We start from the raw sequence: 23,994 nt of genomic DNA on the forward strand, positions 1-23,994 counted from the left end.
TGGAGAGCCTTTTTTGAGCCAGGAATATACTGAAGACAAAGACGTCACATTGACGAAGTTAAGCAGCGGGCGCCGACTTCTGGAAGCGTTGTTGATACTTATTGCCCTTTTTGCCGTCTGGTTGATGGCGGCCTTGTTGAGCTTTAACCCTTCGGACCCCAGTTGGTCGCAAACCGCCTGGCATGAACCCATCCATAATTTAGGCGGCGCGCCGGGCGCGTGGCTGGCCGATACACTGTTCTTTATTTTTGGCGTAATGGCCTACACCATCCCTGTCATTATTGTCGGCGGGTGTTGGTTTGCGTGGCGTCATCAGTCTACGGATGATTACATCGACTATTTTGCTGTGTCGCTACGCCTTATCGGCGTGCTGGCGCTGATTCTCACTTCCTGCGGTCTGGCGGCCATTAATGCTGACGATATCTGGTATTTCGCCTCTGGCGGCGTAATTGGCAGCCTGTTAAGCACCACGCTGCAGCCGTTGTTGCATAGTAGCGGCGGAACGATAATGCTTCTCTGTATTTGGGCTGCCGGGCTGACGCTCTTTACCGGCTGGTCCTGGGTCAGTATCGCCGAAAAATTAGGCGGCTGGCTGCTTAATATACTGACCTTCGCCAGCAACCGTACCCGGCGTGATGATACGTGGGTTGACGACGAAGAGTATGATGACGAATACGATGAAGAAACCGACGGCGTGCAGCGTGAATCTCGCCGGGCGCGTATTTTGCGCGGCGCGTTGGCGCGTCGTAAGCGACTGGCTGAAAAATTCAGCAATCCACGGGGCCGTCAGACCGATGCCGCGCTCTTTTCCGGCAAACGGATGGATGATGACGAGGACATTCAGTATAGCGCGCGCGGCGTCGCTGCCGATCCCGACGACGTTCTGTTTTCGGGCAACCGTGCGACGCAGCCGGAATATGATGAATATGATCCGCTGTTAAACGGCCATTCTGTCACCGAACCGGTCGCCGCCGCTGCGGCCGCAACTGCCGTCACCCAGACGTGGGCAGCGTCCGCCGATCCCATAATGCAAACGCCGTCCATGCCGGGGGCTGAGCCGGTTGTCGCGCAACCGACCGTGGAGTGGCAGCCCGTACCGGGGCCGCAAACCGGCGAGCCGGTTATCGCGCCTGCGCCGGAGGGGTATCAGCCGCATCCGCAATATGCTCAACCGCAGGAGGCGCAAAGTGCGCCGTGGCAGCAACCTGTGCCTGTCGCTTCCGCGCCGCAATACGCCGTGACGCCAGCGACCGCAGCAGAATATGACTCTCTTGCGCCGCAGGAAACACAGCCGCAATGGCAGGCGCCGGATGCCGAACAACACTGGCAGCCGGAGCCGACCCATCAGCCGACGCCGGTTTATCAGCCGGAGCCGATAGCGGCTGAACCTTCTCACATGCCGCCGCCGGTTATCGAACAGCCGGTTGCCACCGAGCCTGAACCTGACACAGAAGAGACCAGACCTGCCCGTCCTCCGCTTTACTATTTTGAAGAGGTGGAAGAGAAACGCGCTCGTGAGCGCGAACAACTGGCGGCATGGTATCAACCGATTCCGGAGCCGGTAAAAGAGAACGTGCCGGTCAAACCTACGGTATCTGTCGCGCCGTCCATACCGCCAGTGGAAGCGGTAGCCGCCGCCGCGTCGCTTGACGTAGGTATTAAGAGTGGCGCCCTGGCAGCAGGCGCCGCGGCCGCTGCGCCTGCATTTAGTCTGGCTACCGGCGGCGCGCCGCGTCCGCAGGTGAAAGAGGGGATTGGTCCGCAACTGCCGCGTCCGAACCGCGTTCGCGTGCCGACCCGACGGGAACTGGCGTCGTACGGTATTAAGCTGCCGTCACAGAGGATTGCAGAAGAAAAAGCCCGCGAGGCGGAGCGCAATCAGTACGAGACGGGCGCGCAGCTAACCGATGAAGAAATAGATGCAATGCATCAGGACGAGTTAGCCCGTCAGTTTGCGCAGTCGCAGCAGCATCGTTATGGTGAGACGTATCAGCATGATACTCAACAGGCAGAAGATGACGATACCGCTGCGGAAGCTGAATTAGCCCGCCAGTTTGCCGCTTCGCAACAGCAGCGCTATTCCGGCGAGCAACCCGCTGGCGCGCAGCCGTTCTCACTGGACGATCTGGATTTCTCGCCAATGAAAGTATTGGTTGATGAAGGTCCGCACGAACCGCTGTTCACGCCGGGTGTCATGCCCGAGTCAACGCCTGTTCAGCAACCTGTAGCGCCGCAGCCGCAGTATCAGCAGCCGCAGCAGCCGGTAGCGCCGCAGCCACAGTATCAGCAGCCGCAACAGCCGGTAGCGCCTCAGCCGCAGTATCAGCAGCCGCAACAGCCGGTAGCGCCGCAGCCGCAGTATCAGCAGCCGCAACAGCCGGTAGCGCCGCAGCCGCAGTATCAGCAGCCGCAACAGCCGGTAGCGCCGCAGCCGCAGTACCAGCAGCCGCAGCAACCGACAGCGCCGCAGCCGCAGTATCAGCAGCCGCAACAGCCGGTAGCGCCGCAGCCGCAGTATCAGCAGCCGCAGCAACCGACAGCGCCGCAAGACAGCCTGATCCACCCGCTGTTGATGCGTAACGGCGACAGTCGTCCATTACAGCGTCCGACGACGCCGCTGCCTTCGTTAGATCTTTTGACGCCGCCGCCGAGCGAAGTTGAACCGGTAGATACCTTTGCGCTGGAACAAATGGCGCGTCTGGTTGAAGCGCGCCTGGCGGATTTCCGCATTAAAGCTGATGTGGTGAACTATTCGCCAGGCCCGGTCATTACTCGTTTTGAACTGAATCTGGCCCCGGGCGTTAAAGCAGCGCGTATCTCCAACCTTTCCCGGGATCTGGCGCGCTCATTGTCAACGGTAGCCGTACGCGTTGTGGAAGTCATTCCAGGCAAACCTTACGTAGGGTTGGAATTGCCGAACAAGAAACGGCAAACCGTTTATCTGCGCGAAGTGTTGGATAACGCCAAATTCCGCGAGAATCCGTCGCCGCTTACCGTGGTGTTAGGTAAGGATATCGCGGGCGATCCGGTAGTGGCGGATCTGGCGAAAATGCCTCACCTGCTGGTGGCCGGTACGACCGGTTCCGGTAAGTCGGTCGGGGTTAACGCCATGATCCTCAGTATGCTGTATAAAGCGCAGCCGGAAGACGTTCGCTTTATCATGATCGACCCGAAAATGTTAGAACTCTCGGTCTATGAAGGTATACCGCATCTGCTGACAGAAGTTGTTACCGACATGAAAGACGCGGCTAACGCGTTACGCTGGAGCGTCAATGAGATGGAGCGTCGCTATAAGCTGATGTCCGCGCTCGGCGTGCGTAATCTGGCTGGGTATAACGAGAAAATCGCCGAAGCGGCCCGCATGGGGCGTCCGATTCCGGACCCGTACTGGAAGCCGGGCGACAGTATGGATGTTCAGCATCCGGTTCTGGAAAAACTCCCGTATATCGTGGTACTGGTTGATGAATTTGCCGACCTGATGATGACCGTCGGTAAAAAAGTTGAAGAGCTGATCGCGCGTCTGGCGCAGAAAGCGCGCGCCGCGGGGATTCACCTGGTACTGGCGACGCAGCGTCCGTCGGTCGATGTGATTACTGGTTTAATTAAAGCCAACATACCAACCCGTATCGCTTTTACCGTATCCAGTAAGATCGACTCCCGCACCATTCTTGATCAGGGTGGCGCTGAGTCGCTATTGGGAATGGGGGACATGCTCTATTCCGGACCAAACTCCACCATGCCGGTACGTGTCCATGGGGCGTTTGTGCGTGACCAGGAAGTCCATGCGGTGGTGCAGGACTGGAAAGCGCGCGGTCGTCCGCAATATGTGGATGGCATTACCTCCGACAGCGAAAGCGAAGGTGGCGGTGGCGGTTTTGACGGCGGCGAAGAATTAGATGCGCTATTCGATCAGGCCGTTAATTTCGTCACCCAGAAGCGTAAAGCGTCCATTTCCGGCGTTCAGCGTCAGTTCCGCATCGGCTATAACCGTGCGGCGCGTATTATCGAACAGATGGAAGCGCAGGGTATTGTCAGCGCTCAGGGGCATAACGGTAATCGTGAAGTGCTGGCTCCGCCGCCTTTTGAGTAAACCTGTAAGCCGGATGGCGCTGTGCAGGCTGCCATCCGGCAACAAAATTCAGTATTTTCTTCTTTCCTCATGCTGATTTTTGGCCTGGAATAGAAAGCAAAAGGAGCTCCTGGTCGGGAGTGTCGAAACCTGAGGAATAATGATGAAAAAAATGGCAATCGCCTGTGCATTACTTTCAAGCGTTGTAGCCAGCAGCGTATGGGCTGACGCCGCCAGCTCTCTGAAAAGCCGTCTGGATAAAGTGAGCAGCTTTCATGCCACCTTTACTCAAAAAGTCACCGATGGCAGCGGTGCCGCGGTGCAGGAGGGACAGGGTGATTTATGGGTTAAGCGGCCAAATCTATTCAACTGGCATATGACGCAACCTGACGAGAGTATTCTGGTTTCTGACGGCAAAACGTTATGGTTCTATAACCCGTTTGTAGAACAGGCTACCGCCACGTGGTTGAAAGATGCCACCGGAAATACACCGTTTATGCTGATTGCCCGCAACCAGGCCAGCGACTGGCAGCAGTATAATATTAAGCAGGATGGCGATAATTTTGTGCTGACGCCGAAAGCCAGCAACGGCAATCTGAAACAGTTCACCATCAATGTGGGACGCGACGGGACTATCCACCAGTTTAGCGCCGTAGAACAAGACGATCAGCGTAGCGCCTATCAGCTAAAATCCCAGCAAAACGGCGCTGTTGAGCCGTCAAAATTTACGTTTACTCCGCCGCAAGGGGTAACGATAGACGACCAACGTAAGTAGAGGCGATGAGTGAGCAATCTGTCGCTCGATTTTTCTGATAATACGTTTCAACCGCTGGCCGCGCGAATGCGGCCGGAAAATTTAGCGCAGTATATCGGCCAGCAGCATTTGCTGGCCGCAGGTAAGCCGTTGCCACGCGCTATTGAGGCCGGGCATCTGCACTCCATGATTTTATGGGGGCCGCCAGGGACGGGGAAAACCACGCTCGCTGAAGTGATCGCCCGCTACGCCAGCGCCGATGTCGAGCGTATTTCCGCCGTCACTTCTGGGGTAAAAGAGATTCGTGAAGCTATCGAGCGCGCCTGCCAGAATCGTAATGCTGGTCGCCGTACCATCCTGTTTGTCGATGAAGTGCATCGCTTTAACAAAAGCCAGCAGGACGCCTTTTTACCGCATATCGAAGATGGCACTATCACCTTTATCGGCGCGACCACGGAAAATCCCTCTTTTGAGCTGAACTCGGCGCTATTGTCGCGAGCGCGGGTCTATCTGCTGAAATCGTTGACCACTGACGATATCGAGCAAGTACTGGACCAGGCGATGCAGGACAAAACGCGTGGTTACGGCGATCAGGATATCGTGTTACCGGATGAGACACGGCGAGCGATTGCTGAGTTGGTCAATGGCGACGCGCGGCGCGCCTTAAATACGCTGGAAATGATGGCCGATATGGCGGAGGCGGATGACAGCGGCAAACGCGTTTTATTGCCCGCCTTGTTGACCGAGATCGCCGGCGAGCGCAGCGCGCGTTTTGATAACAAAGGCGATCGCTTCTACGATCTTATTTCCGCCTTACATAAATCAGTGCGCGGCAGCGCGCCGGATGCCGCCCTCTATTGGTATGCCCGTATCATTACCGCGGGAGGCGATCCGCTGTACGTGGCGCGTCGCTGCCTGGCGATTGCCTCGGAAGATGTGGGTAATGCCGATCCGCGCGCGATGCAGGTCGCCATTGCCGCATGGGATTGTTTCACCCGCGTTGGCCCGGCTGAAGGCGAAAGGGCGATCGCGCAGGCTATCGTTTATCTCGCCTGCGCGCCGAAGAGCAACGCCGTCTATACCGCCTTTAAGGCTGCGCTGGCCGACGCGCGCGAACGTCCTGATTATGACGTTCCTGTCCATCTGCGTAATGCGCCAACCAAACTGATGAAAGAGATGGGCTATGGCCAGGAGTACCGCTATGCCCACGATGAGCCCAATGCCTATGCTGCGGGTGAAGTGTACTTCCCGCCGGAAATCGCGCAAACGCGCTATTATCATCCGACAAATCGTGGTCTGGAAGGCAAGATTGGCGAAAAGCTCGCCTGGCTGGCTGAACAGGATCAAAATAGCCCCACAAAACGCTACCGCTAGTGTAAACGTTGCGGTAAGGTTATCTCTAAATATGATGCTCCAGGTATCATGGCGTTGATGATGAATCTCGTTATGCCTGATAGCACGTTGCTTATGAGGTCCGCGGGTATAGCGCAATGGATGCGTTGTTGCTGTCGTCGGTCAGGTAAGGCGAAAACGTCGCTATTACGTAAACGCGGTTTACGTTCATCAATACAATCAGAGGCGATCATCAATTGATCGCGTTTCCTTTTATTATTCGATAAGCACAGGATAAGCATGCTCGATCCCAATCTGCTGCGTAATGAGCCAGACGCAGTCGCTGAAAAACTGGCACGCCGGGGCTTTAAGCTGGATGTAGATAAGCTGCGAGCTCTTGAAGAGCGTCGTAAAGTTTTGCAGGTCAACACGGAAAACCTGCAGGCGGAGCGTAATTCTCGATCGAAATCCATCGGCCAGGCGAAAGCGCGCGGGGAAGATATCGAGCCTTTACGCCTGGAAGTGAATAAACTGGGCGAAGAGCTGGATGCGGCGAAAGCCGAGCTGGATACCTTGCTGGCGGAGATCCGCGATATCGCGCTGACCATCCCAAACCTGCCTGCGGATGAAGTGCCGGTAGGTAAAGATGAAAACGACAACGTTGAAGTCAGCCGCTGGGGTACCCCGCGTGAGTTTGATTTTGAAATCCGCGATCACGTCACCTTAGGGGAAATGCACTCCGGCCTCGACTTTGCCGCCGCGGTTAAGCTGACCGGCTCCCGTTTTGTGGTGATGAAAGGACAGATTGCGCGTATGCATCGCGCATTGTCGCAGTTCATGTTGGATCTGCATACGGAACAGCACGGCTATAGCGAAAACTACGTGCCGTATCTGGTTAACCACGACACGCTGTATGGCACCGGTCAACTGCCGAAATTCGCAGGCGACTTGTTCCATACCCGTCCGCTGGAAGAAGAAGCAGACAGCAGCAACTATGCTTTGATCCCGACGGCGGAGGTTCCGCTGACCAATCTGGTACGCGATGAAATCATCGACGAAGATCAGCTGCCGATTAAAATGACGGCGCATACGCCTTGTTTCCGTTCTGAAGCAGGTTCTTATGGTCGTGATACCCGTGGCCTGATTCGTATGCATCAGTTTGACAAAGTTGAGATGGTGCAGATCGTTCGCCCGGAAGATTCTATGGCTGCGTTGGAAGAGATGACCGGCCACGCGGAAAAAGTGCTCCAGCTACTGGGACTGCCGTACCGTAAAATCATTCTGTGCACTGGCGATATGGGCTTCGGCGCCTGCAAAACCTATGACCTCGAAGTCTGGGTTCCGGCGCAGAATACCTACCGCGAGATCTCTTCCTGCTCTAACGTCTGGGACTTCCAGGCGCGTCGTATGCAGGCACGTTGTCGCAGCAAGTCCGACAAAAAGACCCGTCTGGTCCATACCCTGAATGGTTCTGGTCTGGCGGTAGGTCGTACCCTGGTGGCTGTGATGGAAAACTATCAGCAGGCTGATGGCCGCATTGAAGTGCCGGAAGTATTACGTCCGTACATGAACGGACTGGAATATATCGGCTAATCCTCGCTTTCTCCTCTTCTAAAAAGCGCCTTCGGGCGCTTTTTTTATGCCAGTTTGATACCGGACAATAATTCCTACCCTATTAGGGGTAATACTGATTTCGAATGAAGGTCAGTTTTTAACACTATTTTTCTATTTTTTCGATATATATCAGACTTTATAGCGAAGTTGTCGCTATATAAAATTCTATACATCGTTTTATTGCTTTTTTATTGTGAGCAGCAGAGTGAGCCCTTATGAAAACTAAGATCCCTGATGCCGTGCTGGCAGCCGAGGTGAGCCGTCGTGGTTTAGTCAAAACCACCGCGATAGGCGGCCTGGCGATGGCCAGTAGCGCATTTACCCTGCCATTTACCCGCATCGCTAACGCCGCAGAGGCGATAAGCCCGACGAAAACCGACGAGAAAGTCGTCTGGAGCGCCTGTACGGTAAACTGTGGCAGCCGTTGTCCGCTACGTATGCATGTTGTGGATGGCGAAATCAAATATGTAGAAACGGATAATACCGGAAACGATGATTACGATGGCTTGCATCAGGTTCGTGCCTGCCTGCGCGGTCGTTCTATGCGTCGTCGCGTCTATAACCCGGATCGGCTCAAGTATCCGATGAAGCGCGTCGGCGCGCGCGGCGAAGGTAAATTTGAGCGTATTAGCTGGGACGAAGCCTACGATATCATTGCCACCAATATGCAGCGTCTTATCAAAGAGTATGGCAACGAGTCCATTTATCTGAACTATGGCACGGGTACGCTGGGCGGCACTTTGACACGTTCATGGCCGCCAGGAAAAACGCTGGTCGCTCGTCTGATGAACTGCTGTGGCGGTTATCTGAACCACTACGGTGATTACTCTTCCGCGCAAATCGCAGCGGGTCTGAATTACACCTATGGCGGCTGGGCGGATGGCAATAGTCCATCCGACATTGAAAACAGTAAGCTGGTGGTGTTGTTTGGTAATAACCCTGGCGAAACCCGCATGAGCGGGGGCGGTGTAACCTATTATCTTGAACAGGCGCGGCAGAAATCAAACGCGCGGATGATCATTATCGACCCTCGTTACACCGACACTGGCGCTGGTCGCGAAGATGAGTGGATTCCGATTCGTCCAGGTACCGATGCGGCGCTGGTCAATGGTCTGGCATATGTCTTAATCACCGAGAACATGGTCGATCAGCCGTTCCTGGATAAATATTGCGTCGGTTATGACGAAAAAACCTTGCCTGCCAGCGCGCCGAAAAACGGTCACTACAAAGCCTATATTCTGGGCCAGGGTAAAGACGGTATTGCGAAGACGCCGGAGTGGGCGGCGCAAATTACCGGTATTCCGGCAGATCGCATTATTAAACTGGCGCGAGAAATCGGCAGCGCTAAACCCGCCTATATTTGCCAGGGATGGGGACCACAACGTCATGCTAATGGAGAAATCGCCACGCGCGCCATCTCGATGCTGGCGATCCTGACGGGTAATGTTGGGATTAACGGAGGTAATAGCGGCGCGCGCGAAGGGTCTTATGCCCTGCCATTTGAACGTATGCCCACGTTAGAAAACCCGGTTGAAACCAGCATCTCCATGTTTATGTGGACCGATGCCATTGAACGCGGCCCGGAAATGACGGCGCTGCGTGATGGCGTGCGGGGGAAAGATAAGCTGGACGTGCCGATTAAAATGATCTGGAACTATGCTGGCAACTGTTTGATTAACCAGCACTCTGAGATTAACCGCACCCACGAAATCCTGCAGGATGACAAGAAATGCGAAATGATCGTCGTTATCGACTGTCATATGACCTCGTCGGCAAAATACGCCGATATTCTGTTACCGGATTGCACTGCTTCTGAGCAGATGGACTTTGCGCTGGATGCCTCCTGCGGAAACATGTCTTACGTTATCTTCACTGACCAGGCAATTAAACCGCGCTTCGAGTGTAAGACGATTTATGAGATGACCAGCGAACTGGCGAAACGTCTTGGCGTGGAACAACAGTTTACCGAAGGACGGACGCAAGAAGAGTGGATGCGTCATCTGTACGAACAGTCGCGTAAATCCATTCCGAATCTGCCCACCTTTGAGGAGTTCCGTAAGCAAGGCATCTTCAAACAGCGCGACCCCGAAGGCCACCATGTCGCCTATAAAGACTTCCGCGAAGATCCGCAAGCGAATCCACTTACAACGCCATCGGGCAAGATTGAAATCTATTCACAGGCGTTGGCGGATATCGCCGCTACCTGGGAGCTGCCGGAAGGCGACGTGATCGATCCATTACCGATCTACACGCCAGGTTTTGAAAACTATAACGATCCGCTAACGGATAAATTCCCGCTGCAGTTGACGGGTTTCCACTATAAAGCGCGTGTGCATTCCACTTATGGCAACGTAGACGTACTGAAAGCCGCCTGTCGCCAGGAAATGTGGATTAACCCAATGGATGCGCAGAAACGCGGTATCAACAATGGCGATAAAGTCCGCATCTTCAACGATCGCGGCGAAGTTTATATCGAGGCTAAAGTGACGCCGCGCATGATGCCGGGCGTGGTCGCTCTGGGAGAAGGCGCATGGTATGACCCGGATGCAAAACGCGTGGATCAGGGCGGATGTATTAACGTACTGACGACCCAACGTCCTTCTCCGCTGGCGAAGGGGAACCCGTCACATACGAACCTCGTTCAGGTTGAAAAGGCGTAAGGAGTAACCGATGACAACCCAGTATGGATTTTTTATTGATTCCAGCCGTTGCACCGGTTGCAAAACCTGCGAACTGGCCTGCAAGGACTACAAAGATTTGACCCCGGATGTCAGCTTCCGTCGCATTTATGAGTATGCAGGTGGCGACTGGCAGGAGGATAACGGCGTCTGGCACCAGAACGTCTTTGCCTACTATCTCTCCATCTCCTGTAACCACTGCGAAGACCCGGCCTGCACCAAAGTCTGCCCGAGCGGCGCGATGCACAAGCGCGATGACGGTTTTGTGGTGGTGAACGAAGAGGTCTGTATCGGTTGCCGCTACTGCCACATGGCCTGCCCGTACGGCGCGCCGCAGTACAACGCGGCCAAAGGTCATATGACCAAGTGCGATGGCTGTTATGACCGGGTGGCGGAAGGCAAAAAGCCGATCTGCGTCGAATCCTGCCCGCTGCGGGCGCTGGATTTCGGCCCGATAGACGAACTGCGCAAAAAACACGGTGAGCTGGCTGCCGTCGCGCCGTTGCCGCGCGCGCATTTCACGAAGCCGAATATTGTGATTAAACCCAACGCCAACAGCCGCCCGACCGGGGACACCACCGGTTATCTGGCCAATCCGAAGGAGGTATAAGATGGGAAGTGGATGGCATGAATGGCCGTTGATGATCTTCACGGTCTTTGGTCAGTGCGTGGCCGGTGGTTTTATTGTTCTGGCTCTGGCGCTGATGAAGGGCGACCTGCGCGCGGAAACGCAGCAGCGGGTGATCGCCTGTATGTTTGGTCTGTGGGTGCTGATGGGGATTGGCTTTATCGCCTCGATGCTGCATCTGGGCTCGCCGATGCGCGCGTTTAACTCGCTTAACCGCGTGGGTGCTTCCGCACTGAGCAATGAAATTGCCAGCGGCTCGGTGTTTTTTGCGGTCGGCGGGATTGGCTGGCTGCTGGCGGTACTGAAAAAGCTGCCGCCGGCACTGCGCACACTCTGGCTGATTATCACGATGGTACTGGGCGTCGTCTTCGTCTGGATGATGGTACGCGTCTATAACAGCATCGATACAGTACCGACCTGGTATAGCGTCTGGACGCCGCTGGGCTTCTTCCTGACGCTCTTTATGGGTGGCCCGCTACTGGGTTATCTGCTGCTGCGCATCGCGGGCGTGAACGGTTGGGCGATGCGTCTGTTGCCGGCGGTGTCGGTGCTGGCGCTGGTGGTTATTGCCATTATGGTGGCCATGCAGGGCGCGGAACTGGCGACGATTCACAGTTCCATTCAGCAGGCGTCTGCTCTGGTGCCGGATTATGGTTCGCTGATGGCCTGGCGTATGGTGCTGCTTGCGGCGGCGTTGTGCTGCTGGATTGTGCCACAGTTAAAAGGGTATCAACCTGCGGTACCGTTGCTCTCTGTCGTCTTCATTCTGATGCTGGCGGGGGAATTGATTGGCCGCGGCGTATTCTATGGGCTGCATATGACCGTGGGCATGGCGGTAGCCAGCTAACGCGTTGACGCGCATTCGGCCTGCAGAACGTGCAGGCCGAATACGCCTTTAGCCACCATCAATCTAAGGAATATAACCGGGGCGGAGAAGGCGCATATAAATCCATAGAGAAGAAAACGAAGCTAAAGGAACCATGAAATTTTTCGACTGAACAAAACGCCGATTTTGCGGGTTAGATCAATAAAAACAAGGGGATGAATTTTTAGCCTTTCAATATATTCACACGCAGAATAAGTAAATCAAATCGATAGTCTCAAAACTTGCGGATCGCCCATGCGGAGCCGATTGACAATGTTTTTGGCGATGGCATGATGCGCATGAAATTTGAACTTCCTCACGGTTTTTATTCATGTCCACCTATACCCGTCCCGTCATGCTTTTGCTGTGCGGGCTACTTTTGTTGACCCTGGCCATTGCGGTACTGAATACGCTTGTGCCGCTGTGGCTTGCTCAGGCAAACCTTCCTACCTGGCAGGTGGGGATGGTCAGCTCGTCTTATTTTACCGGCAATCTGGTCGGGACGTTATTTACCGGGTATTTAATTAAACGCATTGGGTTTAACCGTAGCTATTATCTTGCCTCGCTGATCTTCGCCACGGGTTGTGTCGGATTGGGGGTGATGGTGGGGTTCTGGAGCTGGATGAGCTGGCGTTTTATTGCCGGTATCGGCTGCGCCATGATTTGGGTGGTTGTCGAGAGCGCGTTGATGTGCAGCGGAACCTCGCATAATCGCGGGCGCCTGCTGGCTGCCTATATGATGGTCTATTACATGGGGACCTTCCTTGGACAATTATTGGTCAGTAAAGTATCTGGTGAATTGCTGCACGTCCTTCCCTGGGTGACCGGAATGATTCTGGCGGGAATTCTGCCGCTACTCTTTACCCGAATTGTAAATCAGCAAACGCAGACACGTCATTCCTCTTCTATTAGCGCCATGCTGAAGCTACGCCAGGCGCGTCTTGGCGTGAATGGTTGTATTATTTCCGGCATTGTTCTTGGTTCATTATATGGCCTGATGCCGTTATATCTGAAGCATCAGGGGATGGCTAACGCCAGCATCGGTTTCTGGATGGCGGTGCTGGTGAGTGCCGGCATTTTGGGGCAATGGCCAATGGGACGTCTGGCGGACAAATTTGGTCGCTTGCTGGTGTTACGCGTACAGGTATTCGTTGTCATACTCGGTAGTATTGCCATGTTAACCCAGGCGGCGATGGCGCCAGCTCTGTTTATTCTGGGGGCGGCGGGTTTTACGCTTTATCCCGTTGCAATGGCCTGGGCCTGTGAAAAAGTCGAACACCACCAGCTTGTGGCAATGAACCAGGCGCTGTTGTTAAGTTATACGGTAGGGAGCCTGTTGGGGCCGTCTTTTGCTGCGATGTTAATGCAGAATTATTCAGATAATCTGCTGTTTATTATGATCGCCAGCGTATCGTTTATTTATCTGCTGATGCTGTTACGTAACGCCGGCCAGACGCCTAATCCTGTCGCCCACATCTAACTGTTCTCTGAATCGTATGCAGGACGTGAGTCTTGCATACTCTTTGTTTATGTTTTACGTAAAATAATTGACCTGCATAATTTTCTTGCTTTACTGAAAAATAAAATGTGCCGAAGGTTATAATTTTGCGCTCCTCTATTTTCTCTCTTCGTCTTTACCGCGCATAATCCCCCGCTTCATTTATAGTAATAGCATTGTGTTCACGAAGGATCGCGTTATGCCGAATGTGCAGGAAAAACAGTTGCGATGGTACAACATCGCCTTGATGTCGTTTATTACCGTTTGGGGATTCGGCAATGTTGTCAATAACTATGCTAACCAGGGGTTAGTGGTTGTCTTCTCCTGGGTGTTTATTTTTGCGCTCTATTTTATTCCTTATGCCTTAATCGTGGGGCAACTGGGCTCAACCTTCAAAGAGGGAAAAGGGGGCGTCAGTACCTGGATTAAGCATACGATGGGGCCGGGGTTGGCTTACCTTGCGGCATGGACTTATTGGGTCGTGCATATTCCCTACCTGGCGCAAAAGCCGCAGGCGATACTCATTGCATTGGGATGGGCTTTAAAAGGCGACGGCTCGTTGATAAAAGAATATACCGTCGTTGCCTTGCAGGGGCTGACGCTGGCATTGTTTGTTTTCTTTATGTGGGTTGCTTCCCGGGGGATGAAATCGCTAAAGGTTGTTGGGTCTGTGGCCGGAATTGCCATGTTTATCATGTCAATTTTATATGTTGTGATGGCAGTGACCGCGCCAGCAATTACAAACGTTGAAATTGCGACCACTAACATCACCTGGCAGTCATTTATTCCTCATATCGATTTTACCTATATCACCACCATCTCTATGTTGGTCTTTGCGGTTGGTGGGGCAGAGAAGATCTCGCCTTATGTCAACCAGACGCGGAATCCAGGAAAAGAATTTCCGAAGGGGATGCTCTTTTTAGCCGTCATGGTTGCGGTCTGCGCTATCCTCGGTTCGTTGGCGATGGGAATGATGTTTGATTCCCGGCATATACCTGACGATTTAATGACCAATGGGCAATATTATGCATTCCAGAAATTGGGTGAGTATTACCATATGGGTAATTCATTAATGGTGATTTATGCCATTGCCAATACTCTGGGGCAAATCGCCGCGCTGGTGTTTTCTATTGATGCGCCACTGAAAGTTTTACTGGGTGATGCAGACACTAAATATATCCCGCAGCGCTTATGTCGTACTAACGCTTCAGGTACGCCTGTTAACGGTTATTTGCTGACATTAGTGTTGGTCGCTATCTTGATTATGTTGCCAACGCTTGGCATCGGCGATATGAACAACCTGTACAAATGGCTGCTTAATCTCAATTCAGTCGTTATGCCGCTGCGCTATCTGTGGGTATTTGTCGCCTTTATTGCCGTCATTCGACTGGCGCAAAAGTACAAACCCGAATATGTGTTTATTCGCAACCGGGCGTTGGCGTTAACTGTGGGAATATGGTGTTTTGCCTTCACCGCGTTTGCCTGCCTTACCGGTATTTTCCCCAAAATGGAGGCGTTCACGCCGGAGTGGACATTCCAGCTGACGTTGAACATCGTGACGCCTTTTGTCCTGGTCGGGTTGGGATTAATTTTCCCACTGCTGGCGCGTAGAAACACATAACGACGCTCTTTTCCACGGCGCTCCTGTCAGGCGAGCGCCTTTTAAGGTTACAGGTGCCTGGGTTCCAGGCGGAGACCACGGTATTAACAGGCGCCGGGGGCAGCAATAGTTGTCAGACCTTCAACCCAGCAGCAGATAAGCGACTCTGTATTTAATACCTGGTTAGCGCAATATTGTTAACCATGCCTGTCTGATGGCGGGGTCGGGTATTTTAGCGGTAAGAGCGTTATCCAGACAGCAAAACGGCTACCGTCATGGGTAGCCGTTTAAAAGCGGGTAAGATAGCAGGCGATTAATACATCACTTTATGACCATACTGCTCAAGAATACCCTTTACACGCTCCATGGTCTCTTTTTTAGGCGGCTTCACGCCATCCAGTTTATATTCTTCGCCCATTGCCACCCATTTATGTTTGCCCAGCTCATGATAGGGCAACAGTTCGATTTTTTCGACATTACCCATATCGCGGGTAAACTCGCCCAGGCGATGCGCGGAATCATCGTCGTCAGACCAGCCGGGAGCGACAACGTAACGGATCCAGACCTTCACATTTTTCTTTGATAAATACTGCGCGAATTCCAGCGTCCGGTGATTAGAGACACCGACCAGATTCTGGTGGATCTCATCATTCATCTGCTTGAGATCGAGCATCACCAGATCGGTAACGTCCAACAGTTCATCAATCACCGGGTCATAACGGCGCACAAAGCCGTTGGTGTCGAGACAGGTGTGGATACCTTCTTTTTTACAGGCGCGAAACCAGTCGCGTACAAATTCTGCCTGCAAAATGGCCTCGCCGCCGGATGCCGTCACGCCGCCGCCAGAAGCATTCATAAAATGCCGATAGGTCACCACCTCTTTCATTAAGTCTTCAACGGTGATTTCTTTACCGCCATGCGTATCCCATGTGTCGCGGTTATGGCAATACAGGCAGCGCATCAGGCAGCCCTGAAAAAAGGTAATAAAGCGGATGCCTGGGCCATCAACGGTGCCACAGGACTCAAAGGAGTGAATGCGACCAATAACCGGCTTTTTATCAGCAGTTACTGCAACACTTTCATTTGTAATACAATCGGTTAAGTTACTCATATCGCTTCGGCTAGCTCTAAATAACATGGGGTTTATGGACACATTCCGGGCATGTTGAGCACCCTGGTAAGGGGGTTGCATCCTGTAAAAAAGCGGTACTGCGAGCGTAAATTTTGGACTACAGAATGTGTGGCTGTTCCAGAATGTGCTGCAATGGAGCTATTTTACCTCTATTCAGTATAAAATATACGGCAAATCTATGCTGCATAACTCGCACCGCCAGAAATTCTGGCTCATTCATCAGCTCGTAACGCCTCAACCGCAATACATACTGCAAGTGTATCATCCATAGCGCCCTAGTTTTACTATTTATGATCCGCCTCTTTTTTCGAATGGTTGGCGCCGTTTTGTTGTGGTCAGAACGAAAATAATTCTCAACATAATTCAGATGTGTCCAAAGAACGTTATGCGCTGTCCAGCGCCTGGCGTCGCATTCAACGCGCAATCAGGTGTAAATCTGATGTCATTTCTAAACCCAGGCTGATTCAATCTCTTAAATAGAGTGTGGTTTTAATCAAAAAATGAGAGCAACGGATTGGATCTTGCTTTCGCGGTAAATAATCAAGGGAGTTATTATGCCAGTTACGTTAAGTTTTGGTAATCGTCATAACTATGAAATTAATCATTCACGGCTAGCCCGTTTGATGAGTCCTGATAAAGAAGAAGCGCTATACATGGGGTATGGGATAGATTTAAGGACTGCTTCAGAACACACAAAAAACAAGAGGTGCTGGAGGTATTATATACACTCATCCATGGATGTGAACGTGAAAATCAAGCTGAACTTAATGTTGATATAACCGGCATGGAGAAGATACATGCCTTTACACAATTAAAACAATATGCTAATCCATCTCAACAAGACCGCTTTGTTATGCGTTTTGATATGAATCAGACACAAGTTTTATTTGAGATTGATGGCAAGGTTATTGATAAATGTAATTTGCATCGTCTCCTCAATGTTTCAGAAAACTGTATTTTTAAAGTGATGGAAGAAGATGAAGAAGAGTTGTTTCTTAAAATATGTATTAAGTATGGAGAAAAAATTGCTCGCTATCCAGAATTATTAGAAGGATTTGCTAATAAACTTAAAGATGCAGTTAATGAGGATGATGACTTTAAGGATGAAGTTTATAAGCTTATGCGATCTGGAGAAGATCGAAAAATGGAATGTGTTGAATGGAATGGTACTCTTACTGAAGAGGAGAGGAATAAACTACGCTGTCTTCAAATGGGGTCTTTTAATATTACTACCCAATTTTTTAAAATAGGTTACTGGGAATTAGAGGGGGAAGTCCTGTTTGATATGGTTCATCCAACACTTAGCTATCTGCTACAAGCATATAAACCGTCATTGTCATCTGATTTAATAGAAACTAACACCATGCTGTTTTCTGATGTATTAAATAAGGATTATGATGATTATCAAAATAATAAAAGAGAAATTGATGCTATTCTAAGAAAAATATATAGATCACATAATAACACTTTATTTATAAGTGAAAAGTCGAGTTGTCGCAATATGCTTATATAAAAAGTCATTAAAAAGGCCCCACTGATATGGAGCCTTTTTTGTACGCTTTTTATGGCGTAATTTCAGTCAAACCCATTACATGGTCTGCGTGAAGGTACGAGTAATAACGTCCTGCTGCTGTTCTTTCGTCAGGGAGTTAAAACGTACTGCGTAACCAGATACACGGATGGTCAGCTGCGGATATTTTTCCGGATGTTCCATCGCGTCCAGCAGCATTTCACGGTTCATGACGTTGACGTTCAGGTGCTGACCGCCTTCGATGGACGCTTCGTGGTGGAAGTAACCATCCATCAGACCTGCCAGGTTAGTCTTACGAACTTCGTCGTCTTTACCCAGTGCGTTCGGAACGATAGAGAAGGTATAAGAAATACCATCTTTCGCGTAAGCAAACGGCAGTTTAGCAACGGAGGTCAGAGAAGCGACAGCGCCTTTCTGGTCACGACCGTGCATCGGGTTAGCACCTGGTCCGAACGGCGCGCCAGCGCGACGACCATCCGGGGTGTTACCGGTTTTCTTACCATACACAACGTTAGAAGTAATGGTCAGAACAGACTGTGTCGGGATAGCGCCACGGTAGGTGGTCAGTTTCTGAATTTTCTTCATGAAACGTTCTACCAAGTCAACCGCCATGTCATCTACACGAGCGTCGTTGTTACCAAACTGCGGGTATTCGCCTTCGATTTCGAAGTCGATAGCCAGACCATCTTCGTCACGAATCGGTTTAACTTTCGCATATTTGATGGCAGACAGGGAGTCAGCAGCAACGGACAGACCTGCGATACCACACGCCATGGTGCGGATAACGTCACGGTCGTGCAGCGCCATCAGAGAGGCTTCGTAGCTGTACTTGTCGTGCATGTAGTGGATAACGTTCAGCGCGGTGACATACTGTTTAGCCAGCCAGTCCATGAAGTGATCCATGCGGTCCATCACTTCGTCGAAGTTCAGAACATCGCCTTTGATCGGTTCGGATTTCGGACCAACCTGCATTTTCAGTTTTTCATCAACGCCGCCGTTGATAGCGTACAGCATGGTTTTCGCCAGGTTTGCACGCGCGCCGAAGAACTGCATTTGTTTACCAACGATCATCGGGCTTACGCAGCATGCGATAGCGTAGTCATCGTTGTTGAAGTCCGGACGCATCAGGTCATCGTTCTCGTACTGCAGAGAAGAAGTGTCGATGGAGACTTTAGCGGCGAATTTCTTGAAGTTCAGCGGCAGTTTTTCAGACCACAGAACGGTGATGTTCGGCTCCGGAGACGGCCCCATGGTGTACAGGGTGTTCAGGAAACGGAAGCTGTTTTTGGTGACCAGAGTACGGCCATCAACGCCCATACCGCCGATAGATTCGGTTGCCCAAATCGGGTCGCCGGAGAACAGTTCATCATATTCAGGAGTACGCAGGAAGCGAACCATACGCAGTTTCATGACCAGGTGGTCAATCATTTCCTGTGCGTCTTGCTCGGTGATTTTGCCTGCTTTCAGGTCACGTTCGATGTACGCATCCAGGAAGGTGGATACACGACCGAAGGACATTGCTGCGCCGTTCTGAGATTTAACCGCAGCCAGGTAACCGAAGTAAGTCCACTGGATTGCTTCCTGAGCGTTAGTCGCCGGACCAGAGATATCGCAGCCGTATTTAGCCGCCATTTCTTTGATCTGACCCAGAGCGCGGTGCTGTTCAGCGATTTCTTCACGCAGACGGATAGTCGCTTCCAGATTTACGCCGTTTTCCAGATCGGATTGCAGAGACGTAAACTGTGCGAATTTGTCTTTCATCAGGTAGTCGATACCGTACAGCGCTACGCGACGGTAGTCACCGATGATACGGCCACGGCCATACGCATCCGGCAGACCGGTCAGAACGCCGGATTTACGGCAACGCAGGATGTCCGGAGTATAAACGTCGAACACGCCCTGGTTGTGAGTCTTACGGTATTCGGTGAAGATTTTTTTGATCATTGGGTCCAGCTCGCGATTGTACGCTTTGCAGGAACCTTCAACCATTTTGATGCCGCCGAACGGGATAATCGCACGCTTCAGCGGAGCTTCAGTCTGCAGACCAACAATTTTCTCAAGCGCTTTGTTGATGTAGCCAGCGTCGTGAGAAGTGATGGTGGAAGCAACGGAGGTGTCAAAGTCAACAGGCGCGTGAGTGCGGTTTTCCTGTTTAACGCCTTCCATTACGCTGTCCCACAGCTTGGTGGTCGCGTCAGTAGCGCCAGCCAGGAAGGACTCGTCACCCTCATACGGAGTGTAGTTTTTCTGAATGAAGTCACGGACGTTTACTTCATTCTGCCAGTCACCTTTGGTAAAACCTTCCCAGGCTGTGGCTAACTTTTCATTAAGCTCGGACATGTAACACCTACCTTCTTAAGTGGATTTTTTATTTACTGCGTGTAATGGGCATCAACAGATTAATGATGCTCGTTACCACGCAGGTAAATGACCCAGTATGTCAACCCGACCAACAAACCGCCGCCGATAATATTACCGATCGTGACCGGAATCAGGTTATCAGTGATGAAGCTCATCACGGTCAGGTGAGAAAAACTTTCCGGAGACGAACCAACCGCGGTCCAAAACTCCGGTGTAGCAAAATCGCGTATTACAATACCCATAGGAATCATAAACATGTTTGCGATACTGTGCTCAAAACCGCTGGCGACAAACATGGCGACGGGCAGTACCATGATGAACGCTTTGTCCATCAGGCTACGACCTGAGTAGCTCATCCACACGGCCAGACAAACCATCAGGTTCGCCAGAATACCGAGGCAGACAGCTTCAATAAAAGTGTGGTGCATTTTGTGGTCGGCGGTTTGCAGGACGTTAAGTCCCCATTGACCGTTGGCAGTCATATACTCGCCGGAAAGCCACATCAGTAACACGAAAAGCAGAGCGCCAATCAGGTTACCAAAATAGACGTTTAACCAGTTTTTAGCCAGTTGCCCCCAGGTGATGCGACCGCTAGCTTTAGCTACAACGATCAGAACAGTAGAGGTGAAGAGATCAGCGCCGCAAATAACACAGAGAATCAGTCCCAAAGAGAAACAGATACCCCCGATAAGTTTCGCCATGCCATAAGGCATCGCGCCAGTACCGGTTGTCGCAGTAATATAAAAAACAAAGGCAATTGAAATGAATACACCGGCGGTAATCGCCAGATAGAAAGTCTTAAGCGGATGTTTCGTTGCTTTATAGACGCCTGCTTCTTCAGCCACTTTGGCCATTGCTGCAGGGAGTAAAAGGTCAAAAGGGTTGTCAGCTTTCACACTAACTCTCTCTTTATTAAGTCGGCGACGAGATACTAACAAAGCATTATAGATGAGAATTTGATATAGATCATATCTCGCCTGGCTTATAGGCCCGTAAGTCGCATGGCTTTTATGCAATTACGGTGTAACTTTTTGATTATCCTAATAAAAATAAATTTTAAAAATTATAAATAGAGTTGAATTTTTTCCTGACTCCTCCTGCTGCACGGTTAATTAATATAGAGTAATCAACAAATAAAGTAACATCACTATGTCAATTAATTTAATATCAACAACCAATATTTAACCTTGTTATTACATTTTTTCGCCGTTTAGCGAAAATAAATAAAACGGGGCCGCAAAGGCGCCCCGTAATATAACGCAGCCGAGAGGGTAAACCTACCCTAAGTCACTCATATGGCCTTATTTTGACCAGTATGCCGCTTTCGCGCGCTGTAATTTATCATACGCTTTTAACAAGGACTGATGCGCCGGGAACGCTTGTAGATCGTGGTCGACAGCCGGTAGTCCATAAAAAGCCGCTTCACCGCTAAGCGCGGCGCTGGCGGCCTCTACAGCCTCTGCGCCATACATTTTTATAAAAGCATTGAGATATTGCAGTGGCTGACGCGCATCTTCTTGCGACAGGAGCAGCAGAGTTTGCAGGCAACGGTAATAGTTTGCGCGTGCCGGACTAAAGACCGACGAATTGAACTCCATCGTCCATTCTGTCCAGATTAGCGCCTGCTCCAAATCGCCGCCCGCTAACGCTAGCATTGCTTTTAATTCACCAACGCGCAGTGTATACCAACCATTGTCCGCTCCGGTCGCCAGACCCAGCAGTTCACGCACGCGGGTGAAATCGTCAAAACCTTCTTCATCCAATTGTTCAATCAGATTGAGATAATCTTCTTTATTCCAGGCGCTACCGGGCAGCGAAAGCAGAGTCTCACGAAGATGGCTACCCATATTGTTGTTGGCCAGCCACAGATCTTCGGCAGGATAAATATCAGACATTCCCGGTACGATAATACGACAGGCGTATACGCCGAGATGCTCGTAATCGGCAATGTAAACTTCTTTATCTTCAGCAGCAAAGATGGCCATCAGCGTGGCGAATTCTTCTTCGGTAGTGCCGGAAAAACTCCAGTCCGTGAACGGATAATCGGCGTCCTGTTTGAACAGATCCCAGGAAATCAGGCCGCTGGAGTCGATGAAGTGGGTCTCCAGATTAGTGTGCTCCGCGACTTCTTCATCATCGAACGTTGGTGGCGTGAAGACATCAAGATCTTTCAGACCGCGTCCCTGGAGTAGCTCGGTCACTGTACGCTCCAGCGCAACGCCAAAGTCAGGATGGGCGCCAAAAGAAGCAAAGCAGGTACCGTTAGCCGGGTTGAACAGCACGACGCAGATAACCGGATACTTACCGCCCAGCGAGCCGTCATAGGCGAAAATCGGGAAACCCTCGGCTTCCAGCGTGGCGATTGACTCCATTACCGCCGGATAACGCGCCATCACCTCTGCGGGAATCTCCGGCAGACTGATACTTTCCGCAATGATGCGATTTTTCACATAACGCTCGAAGACTTCCGACAGTCCCTGAACGCGGGCTTCATTACGCGTATTGCCGGCGGACATTCCGTTAGAGACGTACAGGTTGCCGATGATATTCATCGGAATATACACGGTCTGGTTATCGGACTGACGGGTAAATGGCAGGCCGCAGACGCCGCGAGCTTCATTGCCGGACTGAAGATCAATTAACTGGCTTCCGGTGAGTTCATTTTCCGGATCGTAAAACGCGCGCAGACGGGCATCAAGCAAGCCTTCCGGTACGTCGTCATTTTCAGTCAGCGGGAACCACTTTTCGTTCGGGTAATGCACGAATGGCCCATTGGCGACCGTTTCGCCAAGCCAGAAATCAGCAAAGAAGTAGTTGGTTGACAGACGCTCGAAGTATTCGCCCAGCGCCGAGGCCAGCGCCGCTTTTTTGGTCGCGCCTTTTCCGTTGGTAAAGCATAACGCGCACTCTTTATCGCGAATATGCACTGACCAGACGTTTGGCACCGGGTTCAGCCAGGAGGCCTCTTCGATGTGAAAGCCGAGGTCGAGTAACTTTTGCTGGAAGCGGGCGATGGAGTCTTCCAGCGCGGCGTCTTTGCCGGGAATAAATGTTTGCGTCATGAAAATCACTTTTGTCGTACGGAAAGCGCGCAATGATACGGGTTTTATGTGACGGGCGCTATCTCGCCGGGACATCGGCGGAAATAAAAGTATTGGCTATGCTTTTACACTGGCATTCACAGGAAGAGCATAAAAAATGAAAGCATTTGATTTGCAACGAATGGCGCTGGATAACGTGCCGGTAGCGTTTTTGGGGGAAGTGGCGCTGCGTAGCTTTTACACCTTTGTTCTGGTGTTTCTTTTCTTAAAGGTGACAGGACGACGCGGCGTACGGCAAATGTCGCTTTTTGAAGTGCTGATCATTTTGACATTGGGATCGGCGGCAGGCGACGTCGCGTTTTATGATGACGTTCCGATGCTCCCTGTTCTGGTGGTATTCATCACCCTGGCGCTGCTCTATCGCCTGGTCATGTGGCTGATGGCGCATAGTGAAAAGTTGGAAGATCTGCTGGAAGGCAAGTCGGTGGTCATTGTTGAAGACGGCGAACTGGCGTGGGAAAAACTGCAGCGCTCGAACATGACGGAGTTTGAATTTTTTATGGAGCTTCGCTTGAATGGCGTTGAGCAACTGGGGCAGGTCAGACTGGCCATCCTGGAGACAAACGGACAAATCAGCGTCTATTTCTTTGAAAATAAAGACGTTAAGCCGGGGTTAAGCATTCTTCCTGAGCACTGTACGCCACGCTTTATCGTGGCGCCGGAGGCTGGCGACTATGCCTGCGTACGTTGCAGTGAAGTGATACGCATGAACGCCGGGGAAAAGCAATTATGTCCGCGCTGCGCAAATCCAGAATGGACGAAGGCAAGCCGGGCTAAACGCGTTGTTTAACAGAGAAAATATCGGATTTATACGGTTAATCCGGAAGATTC

At 51.6% G+C, this 23,994-nt stretch carries 15 protein-coding genes and 1 pseudogene; 11 read left to right on the forward strand and 5 right to left on the reverse strand.

Annotated elements, in window-relative coordinates; translation table 11 throughout:
- Nucleotides 1-13 precede the first annotated feature (13 nt).
- From ftsK to ACFK9X_RS09040, 9 genes are all read left to right on the forward strand, one after another.
- Nucleotides 14-4,090, forward strand: a complete 4,077-nt coding sequence (gene ftsK, locus ACFK9X_RS09000) for a DNA translocase FtsK (RefSeq protein WP_151116214.1) — start codon at nucleotides 14-16, stop codon at nucleotides 4,088-4,090.
- A gap of 142 nt (nucleotides 4,091-4,232) precedes the next feature.
- Complete coding sequence (gene lolA, locus ACFK9X_RS09005) at nucleotides 4,233-4,844, forward strand: outer membrane lipoprotein chaperone LolA (RefSeq protein WP_001765126.1); 612 nt, start codon at nucleotides 4,233-4,235, stop codon at nucleotides 4,842-4,844.
- A gap of 9 nt (nucleotides 4,845-4,853) precedes the next feature.
- Nucleotides 4,854-6,197, forward strand: a complete 1,344-nt coding sequence (rarA, locus tag ACFK9X_RS09010; protein ID WP_151116216.1) for a replication-associated recombination protein RarA — start codon at nucleotides 4,854-4,856, stop codon at nucleotides 6,195-6,197.
- A 258-nt stretch (nucleotides 6,198-6,455) separates the two neighbouring features.
- Nucleotides 6,456-7,748 (forward strand): serine--tRNA ligase, encoded by a 1,293-nt coding sequence (serS, locus tag ACFK9X_RS09015; protein ID WP_000886697.1) that lies wholly within the window; start codon nucleotides 6,456-6,458, stop codon nucleotides 7,746-7,748.
- A gap of 236 nt (nucleotides 7,749-7,984) precedes the next feature.
- Complete coding sequence (gene dmsA / locus ACFK9X_RS09020) at nucleotides 7,985-10,429, forward strand: dimethylsulfoxide reductase subunit A (protein ID WP_151116218.1); 2,445 nt, start codon at nucleotides 7,985-7,987, stop codon at nucleotides 10,427-10,429.
- A gap of 10 nt (nucleotides 10,430-10,439) precedes the next feature.
- Nucleotides 10,440-11,057, forward strand: a complete 618-nt coding sequence (dmsB, locus tag ACFK9X_RS09025; protein ID WP_000213069.1) for a dimethylsulfoxide reductase iron-sulfur subunit DmsB — start codon at nucleotides 10,440-10,442, stop codon at nucleotides 11,055-11,057.
- A gap of 1 nt (nucleotide 11,058) precedes the next feature.
- Nucleotides 11,059-11,922, forward strand: a complete 864-nt coding sequence (locus ACFK9X_RS09030; protein ID WP_151116220.1) for a dimethyl sulfoxide reductase anchor subunit family protein — start codon at nucleotides 11,059-11,061, stop codon at nucleotides 11,920-11,922.
- A gap of 349 nt (nucleotides 11,923-12,271) precedes the next feature.
- Nucleotides 12,272-13,420 (forward strand): MFS transporter, encoded by a 1,149-nt coding sequence (locus ACFK9X_RS09035; RefSeq protein WP_000109278.1) that lies wholly within the window; start codon nucleotides 12,272-12,274, stop codon nucleotides 13,418-13,420.
- 217 nt (nucleotides 13,421-13,637) lie between these two features.
- Nucleotides 13,638-15,059, forward strand: coding sequence for an APC family permease (locus ACFK9X_RS09040; protein WP_001134268.1), 1,422 nt, complete (start codon nucleotides 13,638-13,640; stop codon nucleotides 15,057-15,059).
- A 292-nt stretch (nucleotides 15,060-15,351) separates the two neighbouring features.
- On the opposite strand, the gene pflA is transcribed toward ACFK9X_RS09040, so the two are convergent.
- Both pflA and ACFK9X_RS09050 read right to left on the reverse strand, forming a co-directional pair.
- A complete protein-coding gene (gene pflA / locus ACFK9X_RS09045) occupies nucleotides 15,352-16,149 on the reverse strand; it encodes a pyruvate formate lyase 1-activating protein (RefSeq protein ID WP_202441310.1) in 798 nt (265 codons plus the stop codon).
- A 118-nt stretch (nucleotides 16,150-16,267) separates the two neighbouring features.
- Nucleotides 16,268-16,594, reverse strand: coding sequence for a hypothetical protein (locus tag ACFK9X_RS09050; RefSeq protein ID WP_010989001.1), 327 nt, complete (start codon nucleotides 16,592-16,594; stop codon nucleotides 16,268-16,270).
- A 130-nt stretch (nucleotides 16,595-16,724) separates the two neighbouring features.
- Here ACFK9X_RS09050 and sopD2 point away from each other — a divergent pair.
- Nucleotides 16,725-17,683, forward strand: a pseudogene (gene sopD2, locus ACFK9X_RS09055) (SPI-2 type III secretion system effector SopD2).
- A 75-nt stretch (nucleotides 17,684-17,758) separates the two neighbouring features.
- On the opposite strand, the gene pflB reads toward sopD2, so the two are convergent.
- The 3 genes from pflB to ycaO all read right to left on the reverse strand — a co-directional run bounded on the left by pflB (nucleotide 17,759) and on the right by ycaO (nucleotide 23,124).
- Nucleotides 17,759-20,041, reverse strand: coding sequence for a formate C-acetyltransferase (gene pflB / locus ACFK9X_RS09060; protein WP_001292799.1), 2,283 nt, complete (start codon nucleotides 20,039-20,041; stop codon nucleotides 17,759-17,761).
- 59 nt (nucleotides 20,042-20,100) lie between these two features.
- Nucleotides 20,101-20,958: a formate transporter FocA gene (gene focA / locus ACFK9X_RS09065; RefSeq protein ID WP_000642539.1), complete on the reverse strand. Its 858-nt coding sequence runs from the start codon at nucleotides 20,956-20,958 to the stop codon at nucleotides 20,101-20,103.
- A 405-nt stretch (nucleotides 20,959-21,363) separates the two neighbouring features.
- On the reverse strand, nucleotides 21,364-23,124 hold the full coding sequence (gene ycaO / locus ACFK9X_RS09070; RefSeq protein ID WP_000194822.1) for a 30S ribosomal protein S12 methylthiotransferase accessory factor YcaO: 1,761 nt from the start codon (nucleotides 23,122-23,124) through the stop codon (nucleotides 21,364-21,366).
- 136 nt (nucleotides 23,125-23,260) lie between these two features.
- Here ycaO and ACFK9X_RS09075 point away from each other — a divergent pair, with 136 nt between their 5' ends.
- Nucleotides 23,261-23,953 (forward strand): DUF421 domain-containing protein, encoded by a 693-nt coding sequence (locus ACFK9X_RS09075; RefSeq protein ID WP_000642866.1) that lies wholly within the window; start codon nucleotides 23,261-23,263, stop codon nucleotides 23,951-23,953.
- Nucleotides 23,954-23,994: the final 41 nt, after the last annotated feature.

The sequence above is a fragment of the Salmonella sp. WC3 genome, from assembly GCF_042932255.1.
GTDB lineage: Bacteria > Pseudomonadota > Gammaproteobacteria > Enterobacterales > Enterobacteriaceae > Salmonella > Salmonella enterica.